The following is a 12,338-nucleotide window of genomic DNA, read 5'->3' on the forward strand; positions in this document are numbered from 1 at the left end:
AAACTTCCCTCTCGCGTGACATTTAGAGAGAGGCGCTTTACGCCTCTCTCAGGTGTTTATTTTTGCAGCATACAGCCCTGCATGGAAGTTGTCCCATCAGGCATAGTTGCACGGCAAAGATTCGCTTGGCTGAGGTCAACATTTGTAACGATCGCATTGGTGAGGTCAGCGCGATAAAGATCGGCTCCCTTAAGATTTGCACCTGTCAAATCTGCACCATAGAGGCTCGCATTACGCAAGGAAGCATTGCTGAGATTAGCGCGATTGAGTTTGGCATAGACCAATTCGATATCGATCAAATTAGCATTTTGCAAGTTGGCTTCAGTTAGATCAATATATTTCCAGCGACTATTCCGCGCATTTGCACCCGATAGATTTGCCTGAATCAAGTCACTATTAATCAAAAAAGTATTTCGCAGGTCAGAGTTGCTGAGATCGGCGCTCCGAAAGTCAGCATAATACATCGTGCTAAAAGCTAAAGTTGCACCAGAAAGTGCGCTTTTCCTTAGATCAGCAACATCAAGAAAAGATTCACGGAGATCTGCCCCATTTGCCGTGATGCCACTCAGTTCACAGCGCTGACATGTGTGGTGTTCCAATAAAGACTTGAGATGTTCGGCATTTTGCGCTTGTACGCTCGATGTCATACCAATGGCCATCACACTAGCAATCATAGTGCTAGCGATCGCAGTCACGGAATGATTAAAGGCTGTTGACTTCATAAAAAGTACCTAATTTTAGCAATCCTTTATTCATTGTTAACACAATGCTAGGCTCTGCAACACAGCAAAATGTAACAAAATTTATCCTGTGTTTCTACGCATCAAGATATGTAAAACCAAAAACCAGAAGTAGAGTTGTGGCGCGAAGCGCCACAACTCTACTTCTGGTTTTTATATTTTAACTTACTTGGCTTTAGCTATAAATAACCACAAAGCAAGAAATAGCGGCAAGATAGAGGGATATACTCTCAACTTAATTCCTGAAATGATGGTCTGATGATTTTGTATACTGATATTGTTTTGTTGACCTTTTGTGATGGATCGTATTGAATGTTCGAGCAGTTTCTAGATACAAATGCCTTATCCTTTCGGGTTGAAGTCATTCCCATTTTGGGTGTGCTAATTCTGCTAGAGGCGATTCTGTCTGCTGATAATGCGATCGCTCTTGCCGCGATCGTGCGAAGTTTACCAGATCCACAGCAAGAGAAATGGGCGCTACGCTATGGCTTGATTGGCGCTTTTGTGTTGCGCGTTGTTTTAATCTTCACGGCAACATGGGTTATCAAATACTGGCAATTTGAACTCGCGGGTTCCCTATATCTACTATGGCTATCGGGCAGATTCTTCTTAGAAAAAGCACAAGAAGGACATGATACTAAGCACCCAGTCCGCATGGCAGATAAGCTATGGCAAGTTGTGGCTCTTGTATCGCTTACGGATTTAGCTTTTTCCCTTGATAGTGTGACAGCAGCCGTTGCCGTAGCTGAGGAAACTTGGTTAGTATTAATTGGTGGGGTGGCAGGAATTATTGCTTTGCGCTTTTTAGCAGGGCTCTTTATCAAGTGGTTATCTGAATTTACGCATCTAGAATCAGCGGGTTATCTAATTGTGTTGCTAGTAGGTTTGCGCCTATTCATTAAGGTTTTTTCTGATAGCCTCGTTCCTCCTGAATGGTTGATGCTCTCATTGATTGGCGCAGTTTTTCTCTGGGGATTCTCTAAACGTGAGCCATTAGATGATTTAGACGACATTGAAGCGATCGCTGATACAAAACAGTAAAGAAAGGTGACGCATTGCGTCACCTTTCTTTTTGATCACAATTTTTTGGTATAAAGACTCAAGGTAGCGATCGCACTACAAATTTGCCAATTTGCTAAGCCACACATCTTCACTGCGCTAATCAGCGACTAAATAGAGTAAACAAGGAAAAGTATCAAGATGTTTGAATATCCTGAAGACCTAAAATATACCAACTCCCACGAATACATTCGTCTAGAAAATAATGTCGCTACTGTTGGGATTACAGCTTTTGCGATCGATCAGTTAGGCGATATTGTCTTTCTTGATCTTCCTGAAGTAGGGACAAAAGTGGAGAAAGGACAAACCTTCGGCACAATTGAGTCGGTGAAAGCTGTAGAAGATATTTACTCACCTGTAACAGGGACTGTTATTGAAGCCAATACCACTCTAATTGATGAACCTGAAAATATTGCTAACGATCCCTATGGCGCGTCATGGCTACTCAAGGTAAGCATTGAAGACGAAAGTGAACTGAGTGATACTCTTTCCGCCAGTGCATATTCTGAAAAAGTAGAAGGAAAGTAATTGAAAAGAGCGCTTAGCGCTCTTTATTACTCTTTAGTTTGTGGCAAGCGTGGTGGCAACTCAATGGTAAAGGTAGAGCCTTGATTAACTACGCTTTCTAAGTAGATAGTTCCCCCCATGAGCAGGACAAGCTGTTCTGTAATTGCTAAGCCTAAGCCAGTACCACCATGCTTGCGGGTAGAAGATTGATCGACTTGGCGGAATTGTTCAAAAATAGTACGTTGAAACTCAGGCTCAATCCCAATACCTGTATCACGAACTGAAATAAGAATATTTGAGGTTGCGAATGGAGATGTTTGACCTTCTTCAAGTGAATTGCTGGTTTCTATGACCTCCGCAGATGGAGAATCAACAGTCTGTGAAGATGTTTCCGCATATTTTAACTCGACACAAACTTCGCCACTATCCGTAAATTTAATCGCATTGGAAACTAAGTTCGTAATTACTTGTTTAATCCGAATTGAGTCATGGTAGATCGCACAAGTACCAATGTGGTTCTCAAATACAAAATTTAGGGATTTACTGCCAGCTAAAGGTTGCAGACTTTCACAGGTATGGTGGATTAATTCATCTAGGTTAAAGAACTCAGGATGCGCTTCCATTTTGCCTGCCTCGATTTTTGATAGGTCGAGAATGTCATTAATCAAATCTAGTAAATTTTTACCATTACGCAAAATCCGCTCTACCATATCGACTTGACTTGGTGAAAGAGCGTCACGACGCTGGCGCAGCAATACTTGTGAGAAACCGATAATCGCATTCATCGGTGTTCTCAATTCATGACTCATATTGGCAAGAAACTGACTCTTGAGTTGAGTTGCTTCTAATAATTGAGCATTCTGTGCTTCGATTTGATTAATTAACTGAGCATTACCGATCGCGATCGCAGCCTGCACACCAAAGGAGGCTAATAGATTTAAATCTTCGCGCGAACTCGCTCTTTCTAAACGGCAATGCCCGATCGCCAAAACCCCTAAACGCCCAGAACGACTTGACTCAATCGGTACGCACAAAGCACTTTTTACAGGTAGATCTTCGATCAAATGCGATTCTCCTGCTTTGATCTCAACAGGAATTCCTTCTTTAAATACCTGTGCGATTAGATTTTGAGCATCTAGTGCAAAGGATGCTTGCAGAGGAAAATCATCGGGCAATCCTTTTGCTGCTGACAAAGTTAGTCGGTTCTCTTTGGGATTGTATAGGGCAATTACACAAATCTCTGCCCACATAATCGCGTCGCAAGTCGCTTCTACTACTGATTCTAAGAGAACATTTAAATCCTGTAGCTGTTGGTTAATCAAGTTAGTGAGACGTTGCAAAATGCTCATGCGCTTTTGCTGCTCGATCATGATCTTGTTGGTTTCTTGCATCACCTTGTCGCGATAGCGTTGCTCGGTGACATCACGCAAAATCATCACACTGCCAATCAGTTCCGATTCAGTCCCTACCAATGGTGCAGCCTTCGTACTGAGAATGATTTCATTGCCTTCAGGAGGTCGCAAAACCACTTGATCCTCTACAACTTCGCCTGAAGACATGGCGCGAAATACCACCAGATTCGCTAAATCGACGGGTTCGCCATCCTGATGCCTAATGTCAAACTGTTTGACAATTTCCTCCATAGATTTAGCGATCACTGGTGATGCAGGAACGCCATCATTGACAGCATTAAAACTGAGGATTTTACGTCCTGCGGAATTAATTTTGAGAATTCGTCCCGCAGGATCGCTAAGTAATACACCATCGGCAAGTTGCTCAAAAACAGTAGTCAGTTCTTCTCTCTGACGGGCGATCGTTTCAATACTCTGGGCATTACTAATGGCGGTAGCAAGGCGGCGACCAATGGATTGCAGAATATTCCTGCCTCGAGCCGAGAGGGGGGTGAGGCTACCCAAAAACAGAACGCCCACAAGGCTACTTCTGAGCATCAGAGGATATGCTGAAATGCTCTGTGGTAAGAGATCGCCAACGGGAGTACGGTAAACTAAATTCTGTCCTTTGAGGCGATCGCCTTCCCAAATAATCGCTTCTTCTAATTGTCCAGCTTGACCGATGATCCCTTCGCCGAGGGTGATTTCTGTAAGGGCTTGACTAGTTTTATATCCCCATTCGGCCGCTAATACCAGACATCCCTCAGGGCGAGAGTTTGAATTTTCCCATAGGTAAATGCTACCGAGTTGAGCACCTGTGAGTTTACAGATCTCTTCTAAACTTGCCTTGATTAATTTGTATTGATCGGTGGTGTTTACTAACACGCGATCGAGAGATTGCAGGGCAAACTGAATATCACGAGCTTCAAGGGTAGCGGTTTTGGTTTCCATCTGCGCCGCCATCCGATTAAAAACCTTGGCAAATTCTCCGATTTCATCTGAACGATTTAATTGCGATCGCGCAGACAAATTACCTAGGGAGATTTCTTCGGCAGCTTCGGCTAGTTCCGTCAGTGGTGGTTGAATGCTACGGATAATGGAAATCGCTACAAATAGCCCTGAGCCTAGTCCTGTGGAAAGTACCACGATCGCTAACCATGTGGTGAAGTTTTCTAGTTCTGGTGTTCCCTGCTGAATATGTAGCAACAGAATCAAAGTTGCCGTAGCTAGGAGAGATGTACTGGTGGTTAGCCCAAAAATTAAGCGATTGACTAAACTTTCACGACGGGGCAGATTGGCATTAGTCATGGGACTTCAATTTAGTTTGGCGATTTAGTTTGGCGATCAAGTCTGATTCTAGTACTTATTGTAGAATCACCTCACGAATGAGAATTGCTCCCAAGGTTAGAGTTATATAGCAATGTAAGAGATAGCTAGGACAAATCAAAACCCAAATAAGTGAAGGAGGCACGAAGTGCCTCCTTCACTTATTTGGGTTTTATGTCCTAAGCAAAAATTACATTGCTATAGCTGTCGCCGCCTGTATGAGTAAAACGAGAATGGTGGTTATCACGCCGCTATCTCTTCTTAGGTTTGTGACGACAGATTTAGAGCGAGATTTACCTAAGATTTCATAAAAAAAGAGCGCTTAGCGCTCTTTTAGTCTTTGCAGAATTTATCCCTATTCCATAATTCCTAAAAGGGACTGAGGATTTGGGTGAGGTAGTTGAGGTGCGATAAAACCTGACGAGTAGAGATGAGGATTGGACTGAGCGACTAAACTGAAGGCATCGCGAGCCTGTTCAGTTACCGCCACAGTCTTAGCATCATAGGTTTGGGTTGCCAACTTGGGATACATGCCGATCGCCACAATTGGCACAAGCAAGCAAGCTGCAACAAATATCTCGCGAGGCTTTGCATCACTAACATATTTATCGAAGTGCAAAGCTGGATTAGGCTTGCCATAGAATACTTGGCGCAAGGTTGAGAGTAAGTAGATGGGGGTGATAATTACGCCAACCGCCGCGATAAAGATCATCACAATCTTAAAATTGGATGCATAGACATCACTGGTGGTAATACCAAGGAAAATCTTCAGTTCGCTTACAAAACCGCTCATCCCTGGAAGTGCGAGAGAAGCCATTGCCGAAGCGGTCATCAGGGCAAAAGCCTTAGGCATGATTTTGGCAATCCCACCCATTTCGTCCATCATTAAAGTATGGGTGCGATCGTAGGTGACACCAGCAAGGAAGAATAATGCGCCTGCAATCAGACCGTGAGATAGCATTTGCAATACTGCACCACTAACTCCAAGATCATTAAATGATGCAAGTCCTATCAAAATAAAGCCCATGTGGGAAATTGAGGAATAGGCTAGGCGACGCTTGAGATTTTGTTGCGCGAAGGCAGCTAATGCTCCATAAACAATGCCAACTACGCCTAAAACAGCAAGTAAAGGCGCAAAGTAAACATGGGCATTGGGCAACATTTCAATATTGAAACGGATTAAGGCATAGCCACCCATTTTGAGCAAGACCCCAGCCAAGACCATTGATACTGGTGCAGAAGCTTCACCATGAGCATCAGGCAACCATGTATGTAATGGGAAAATTGGTAACTTCACACCAAAAGCGATTAAGAAACCAGCATAGGCGAGTAACTCAAAAGCGATCGGATACTGCTTTAAGGCTAGTTCCGATAGGTTAAAGGTGGTGACATCGCCATAGAATGCCATCGCTAAACCAGCAACAAGAATGAAAATCGAACCTAATGCTGTGTAGAGGATAAACTTGGTTGCAGCGTAAAGACGCTTAGCTCCCCCCCAAATCGAAATCAGCAAATATACAGGAACTAGCTCTAATTCCCACATCAAGAAAAATAGGAGTAAATCCTGAGCTGCAAATACGCCAATCTGAGCGCTATATAGACAAAGCATCAAGAAGTAGAACAGGCGATGCTTTTGGGTAACGTTCCAACTTGCAAAAATTGCAAGGGTAGTAATCAAACCTGTCAATAGAATTAGCGGCATGGACAAACCATCAACCGCTAGCGAAAAGTTCAAACCAATTTGGGGAATCCAAGCATAAGTTTCTGTCATCTGAAACGCTGCTTCATGCAGGTTGTATTGACTCCAGAATGCATAAATGATTAGAGATAGTTCGACAAACCCAACCCCCACGGCATATGAGCGCACGGTCTTGCCATATTTATCTGGAATGAAGGGAATCGCAAAGGCGGCGACTAGAGGAAACAAAAGAATTGTTGTAAGCCAAGGAAATTCTGCAACAGACATGATGAGGATAAATACTTACTCGTTAAATACATTGTATGAAGCTTTTGTAAACTTGTATTAAGTCTTTTGACATAAAAGTTAATAATTTTCAAATCATCCTAATAGACTCAAAGCTATACCCAGACTTATTTATTAGGATTTAGATTGAAAAGCATCTATAAATTGTCATTCAACTGATAAATATCATTGATTTATAGCTATCGTTAAACTTGATAGCGACAAAACTCTTTGATTAACCTTAGAAATTAAATAGTTAAAAAACAAACCCAGATTGTCATGCTGCCCGCTTTGCAGGCAGCATGACAATCTGGGTTTTAAGTTTATTTGTGCTTACTACTTAAGTAGCTGGGCGCAATTAAATATAAAAAACCACAACCTGCGGCGCACGCGCAGCGTGCGCCGCAGGTTGTGGCTCTAGTTTTTAATTATGCCCAGCTACTTAATACAGGCTGACTTTATTAATCACAAGTTATGATCGCGAGACAATTTCTATTAAGATCGAAGTTCTACAACAAATTCAGTTGATTTTTGTTGCTCCGCGACAATTATTCCCAACATTCACCTTATACGCTCTCAAAACACAAATGAAGACTTGGCTCAAACCTGCTCAGCGATTAGAAAAACTTCCTCAATATGTTTTTGCACGCTTAGATGAGTTAAAGTTGCGAGCGAAAGAGCAAGGTCTAGATTTGATCGATTTGGGCATGGGTAATCCCGATGGACCTACGCCCCAGCCTGTAATTGATTCCGCGATCGCTGCTTTACAAGATCCCAAAAATCACGGCTATCCCCCCTTTGAAGGTACTGCAAGTTTCCGTCGCGCAATTACAGACTGGTATAAGCGCCGTTACAATGTGCAACTTGACTCTGAGGGAGAAGCCTTACCCCTAATTGGTTCTAAAGAAGGTTTAGGACATTTAGCGATCGCCTATATCGATCCAGGGGATGTAGTACTTGTGCCAAGTCCTGCCTATCCCGCCCATTTTCGCGGTCCTTTGCTTGCAGGGGGCGAAATCTATGAAATGATTCTCAGCGCTGAGAATAACTGGTTGATTGACCTTGCGGCAATTCCTGAGGAAGTTGCTCAACGTGCAAAGGTCATGTATTTCAACTATCCTGCAAATCCCACAGGTGCGATCGCCCCACGCGAGTTTTTTGAAGAAGCGGTTGCCTTTGCGAAGAAATACGAGATTCTATTAGTTCATGATCTTTGTTACGCCGAACTTGCCTTTGATGGTTATCAACCTACTAGCCTATTGGAAATCGAAGGTGGTAAAGATGTCGGGGTAGAATTTCATACCCTTTCCAAAACCTATAACATGGCTGGTTGGCGCGTCGGTTTTGTGGTTGGTAATCGTCACATTATCCAAGGTTTACGAACTCTCAAAACTAACCTTGATTACGGTATTTTCTCAGCAATTCAAGTAGCCGCAGAAACAGCACTACAACTACCTGACCAATATCTAGAAGCAGTCTGCGATCGCTACAAAGAGCGCCGTGATTTCCTAATTGCGGGACTGGGGGAACTAGGATGGGATATCCCCAAAACCTATGCCACGATGTATCTCTGGATTCCTGTACCCGTAGGAATGTCCTCCGCCGACTTTGCACTCAAGGTCTTAGAAAGTACAGGTGTCGTATTCACCCCCGGTAGTGCCTTTGGTAAAGGTGGTGAAGGTTATGTGAGAATTAGTTTGATCGCTGATTGCGATCGCTTAGGTGAAGCGTTAAATCGCCTGAAGCAGGCAGGTATAAGGTACAAATAATTTGAAATTAAAAAATGGCAGCGCCATTTTTTAATTTGGTATAGGAAAACAGGAAAAGGAAAAGTGATTAATTTGTTGCCGCTTGCTTTTGAATTTACCTCACCTGGACCGATCGCCTTAGAGATTGGTCCACTAACAATTCGTTGGTACGGATTGCTGATTGCTTCGGCGATTATTCTAGGCACTGTGTTAGCGCAAACCCTTGCCAAAAAACGTAATGTTGATCCTGAACTGGTTGGGGATCTGGCGATTTGGCTAGTCGTAGGGGCAATTCCCTGCGCTCGTTTTTACTACGTCCTATTTGAATGGCAGCGCTTTCAAACTCAACCTTGGTACAAAGTATTTGCGATCTGGGAAGGTGGCATTGCTATTCATGGGGCAATTATTGGTGGGGCGATCGCAGCAACTATTTTCTGTAAGCGCCAACAAATTTCCACTTGGTTAATGGCTGATATCGTCATGCCGACGGTGATCCTTGGACAAGCGATCGGGCGTTGGGGCAACTTCTTTAACTCTGAAGCCTTTGGTGCGCCCACGGATTTACCTTGGAAGCTATTTATTCCCATCAATCGCCGTCCACCTGAGTTTATTAATGAACCCTACTTTCACCCTACATTTCTTTATGAGTCACTCTGGAATGTTGGTGTATTTGCCATTTTGATCTTTACTTTTTTAAAGTTTCCTAAACTCAAAACTGGCACAATCACTATGATCTATGCGATCGCCTATAGTTTGGGTAGATTTTGGATCGAAGGTTTACGCACCGACAGCTTGATGATTGGACCACTGCGTACTGCTCAAATGGTCAGCTTAACCGCGATCGCCGCAGGGATTTTTGGTCTGATTTGGCTATATGGTTTGCGCCGTCGTTTCCCAGATACAATCTCCAAAGAATTTCCCGCCGAAAACTCATAACTTGATTATTAAGCCCCGCTTAGCGGGGCTTAATAATATAAATATTTCTTGATCCCCATACCCATGTCCCCAGTTCCATCTAAAGATCCTCGTGCCATGGTAGAGACTGCCTTCTTGGCAAGCACCACGGCTATGTTGTTTTTAATTAACTATTACTTTCCCCTTGGACCTCTGCTACGAATGCTATTTCCATTGCCAACTGCTCTTGCCTATTTGCGTTGGAATGGTCGCGCCGCATGGATGGCAATGATTGTGACAGCTTTACTTCTGGCGATCTTGATGGGACCGACACGCAGTATTCAATATATTATTCCGCATGGACTAGTCGGAGTCACCCTAGGCTATCTCTGGAAGAGGGATTTTCCTTGGTCTGGCTCGCTTAGCATTGCAACAATCATTGGCTCATTGGGGACAGCTTTTCAATTTGCTTTTCTCTCGATTTTATTAGGAGAGAATCTCTGGACATATTCAATTGTGCAGATTACAGGATTTCTCAATTGGCTAATGCAGCTTTTTGGTTCATTAGAGCAGCCCGACTTTGCCGCGATTCAAACCTTTGCGATCGCCGCGATCATCTTTAGCAACTTTGCTTATCAATTACTAGTTCATCTCGTTGCATGGATTGTCCTTGATCGTCTCGGTAATCCTATCCCTGCTCCCCCCAAATGGATAGAATCTTTGCTAGCTTAGTTATGAAACTTCCCCTTAAGCTAGTTTTCAGACAAACTCAGAGAATCTTAATTAATTGACACAATATTGACTGAGAAATTATACTCATTAGTTAACCGCCAAAAATGAGTAATATTCTGAAACATTGGCGCAATTTACCCTCGCTATCATGACCAATCCTGCCGAACCGACTCCAACCACACTAACACCTCAATCGATTGCCCTGTCCGAGCGAGAACTTCAAGTGATTGAATTAGTGGCTGCGGGCTTAACTAATCAAGATATCGCTGTTCAACTAGCAATCAGTAAACGAACTGTCGATAATCACATCAGCAATATTTTAACTAAAACTAAAACTGATAATCGAGTTGCCCTAGTACGCTGGGCTTTGCAATGGGGAAAAGTCTGCATTGATGAAGTTAACTGTTGCATCATTGACACGACCACAACCCCAATTAACAACGTTCTCAATACACAGGAATTAGAAAGTGCCTAGTGGGGAGCTATCGATTAATCGCAGCAAAATAACTTACAATCCCGATATTGCTTTAGCTATGTATCGGGAGTTAGCTTCACATATTGAACAAATTGATGATGTGGATGTGGAATTATTTTGGCAAGAAAGCACTGAGTTTAGCTATTTAGGTAGTCAAATTGGTGGACTCTGGCTCAGCCGTCCCCAAAACATACCAGTTCGATCGCAAGTTTTAATCGAAAATATCTTAAATCACTACGGAACTTGGACTTCTGAAACTAAAGAATAAAAAATTTGATCCTGCAAATTTTTTATTCAACTAACTTTTATGAAAAAACGCATATTTACCGACTTTGATGGTCCAATCATGGATGTATCAGAGCGCTATTATCAAGTTTATTTATATTGTTTAGGGAAGATAGGTCAGCCTGAGCAAATAGTTAAAACTCTATCTAAATCTGAATTTTGGGAATTAAAGCGATCGCAAGTTCCTGAAAAAGATATTGCTAATCTTTCAGGTTTTACTGATGAGAAGCAACAAGTTGCCTTTGCCCATTTACGTCGTGCGACTGTGCATACCGATCCCTATTTCGCCTATGATCGTTTGCTTGAAAATGCGATTCCTGCTCTAGAAAAAGCTCAAAAAGCTGGATACGATCTTGCTGTCATGACCATGCGTCGTCGCCGAGAACTTGAGCCAGTTCTCGATCAATATAATTTGAGACGTTTTTTTCCTGGCAATCGCATATTTTGTCTTGATGATGACTATGTAAAGACTGTCGATACTCAAGACAAACCCAAATTAATGAAAATTGCTCAAGCTACTTTACCCAATGTGGATCAGCAATGGATGATTGGTGATACTGAAGCTGATATTTTTGCTGCCCAAAGTCATAATATTCCTGCGATCGCTGTCCTTAGCGGCATCCGCAACCAAACTCAACTCGAAAAGTACCAACCTCAGGAAATCCTAACGAATTTAACGGCAGCCATAGACAAAATTTTAGGGTGTTAACGAAAAAGGAGCGCGGAGCGCTCCTTTTTCGTTTATGGATGAAAGTCAGATTAGATGCCCCCTAAAAATTCTTGTTTAGCAATTTTTACCATAACAGCTTGTTGTCCTAGATAGAGCATATGTAACTCAGTGAGGAGTTGCTTTGCTGAGTCTAGATCAATGTTTTGGATCTGTTGGCAAAACATCATGTGGGTAAACTGCTTCTCGATAGGTAAGTCACTCATAAGTACCTCTTTAACGGATCAAACAATGACAATAGACAATGACAACAAGTAACTTATTTAAGTTTCCTGACATGTAGATGTTAGCACTTGTGTCAACATAACGTAACAATACTTTAAGTTTATGATGAAAACTGTATCATGTCAAACATTTTAGATTAGATATATCGAAAGGAGCATTTTTGGTGCAAATTGTAAATATATTTCTTATGACTCCTATAAGCGATCGTGGGGCTTGCATTAATGTCAGTTCGGGTTAATCTGGCAAAAAGCCTAAAGGTAAAAGCC

The 12,338-nt window shown here is 42.5% G+C and carries 12 protein-coding genes; 8 read left to right on the top strand and 4 right to left on the bottom strand.

Features of this window, described 5'->3' with window-relative positions; translation table 11 throughout:
* Positions 1-56 precede the first annotated feature (56 nt).
* Positions 57-722, bottom strand: a complete 666-nt coding sequence (locus tag HC246_RS11820; RefSeq protein WP_169363560.1) for a pentapeptide repeat-containing protein — start codon at positions 720-722, stop codon at positions 57-59.
* A 330-nt stretch (positions 723-1,052) separates the two neighbouring features.
* Between HC246_RS11820 and HC246_RS11825 the strand changes: the two genes are divergently transcribed.
* Positions 1,053-1,781, top strand: a complete 729-nt coding sequence (locus HC246_RS11825) for a TerC family protein (protein ID WP_169363561.1) — start codon at positions 1,053-1,055, stop codon at positions 1,779-1,781.
* 159 nt (positions 1,782-1,940) lie between these two features.
* Positions 1,941-2,327, top strand: coding sequence for a glycine cleavage system protein GcvH (gene gcvH / locus HC246_RS11830; RefSeq protein WP_169363562.1), 387 nt, complete (start codon positions 1,941-1,943; stop codon positions 2,325-2,327).
* Between the two features lie 26 nt (positions 2,328-2,353).
* Here gcvH and HC246_RS11835 read toward each other — a convergent pair whose 3' ends face one another.
* Both HC246_RS11835 and HC246_RS11840 read right to left on the bottom strand, forming a co-directional pair.
* Positions 2,354-5,005, bottom strand: a complete 2,652-nt coding sequence (locus HC246_RS11835) for an ATP-binding protein (RefSeq protein ID WP_169363563.1) — start codon at positions 5,003-5,005, stop codon at positions 2,354-2,356.
* 373 nt (positions 5,006-5,378) lie between these two features.
* Positions 5,379-6,989: an NAD(P)H-quinone oxidoreductase subunit 4 gene (locus HC246_RS11840; RefSeq protein WP_169363564.1), complete on the bottom strand. Its 1,611-nt coding sequence runs from the start codon at positions 6,987-6,989 to the stop codon at positions 5,379-5,381.
* 584 nt (positions 6,990-7,573) lie between these two features.
* On the opposite strand from HC246_RS11840, the gene HC246_RS11845 reads away from it, so the two are divergent.
* The 6 genes from HC246_RS11845 to HC246_RS11870 all read left to right on the top strand — a co-directional run bounded on the left by HC246_RS11845 (position 7,574) and on the right by HC246_RS11870 (position 11,829).
* Positions 7,574-8,755, top strand: a complete 1,182-nt coding sequence (locus HC246_RS11845) for an aspartate aminotransferase (RefSeq protein WP_169363565.1) — start codon at positions 7,574-7,576, stop codon at positions 8,753-8,755.
* Positions 8,756-8,818: 63 nt separating this feature from the next.
* Positions 8,819-9,670, top strand: coding sequence for a prolipoprotein diacylglyceryl transferase (lgt, locus tag HC246_RS11850; protein WP_169363566.1), 852 nt, complete (start codon positions 8,819-8,821; stop codon positions 9,668-9,670).
* A 63-nt stretch (positions 9,671-9,733) separates the two neighbouring features.
* Complete coding sequence (locus HC246_RS11855; RefSeq protein WP_169363567.1) at positions 9,734-10,360, top strand: DUF2232 domain-containing protein; 627 nt, start codon at positions 9,734-9,736, stop codon at positions 10,358-10,360.
* A gap of 148 nt (positions 10,361-10,508) precedes the next feature.
* Positions 10,509-10,835, top strand: a complete 327-nt coding sequence (pedR, locus tag HC246_RS11860) for a photosynthetic electron transport-dependent transcriptional regulator PedR (protein WP_169363568.1) — start codon at positions 10,509-10,511, stop codon at positions 10,833-10,835.
* A complete protein-coding gene (locus HC246_RS11865) occupies positions 10,828-11,103 on the top strand; it encodes a hypothetical protein (RefSeq protein ID WP_169363569.1) in 276 nt (91 codons plus the stop codon). The genes pedR and HC246_RS11865 overlap by 8 nt, the downstream gene beginning before the upstream one ends.
* A 39-nt stretch (positions 11,104-11,142) precedes the next feature.
* Positions 11,143-11,829, top strand: coding sequence for an HAD family hydrolase (locus tag HC246_RS11870; protein WP_169363570.1), 687 nt, complete (start codon positions 11,143-11,145; stop codon positions 11,827-11,829).
* A gap of 50 nt (positions 11,830-11,879) precedes the next feature.
* Here HC246_RS11870 and HC246_RS11875 read toward each other — a convergent pair whose 3' ends face one another.
* Entirely contained in the window at positions 11,880-12,053 is a 174-nt protein-coding gene (locus tag HC246_RS11875; protein ID WP_169363571.1) for a hypothetical protein, read from the bottom strand.
* Positions 12,054-12,338: the final 285 nt, after the last annotated feature.

Origin of the sequence: Pseudanabaena yagii GIHE-NHR1 (assembly GCF_012863495.1) — a bacterium.
In the GTDB taxonomy this organism is placed as follows: Bacteria; Cyanobacteriota; Cyanobacteriia; order Pseudanabaenales; family Pseudanabaenaceae; genus Pseudanabaena; species Pseudanabaena yagii.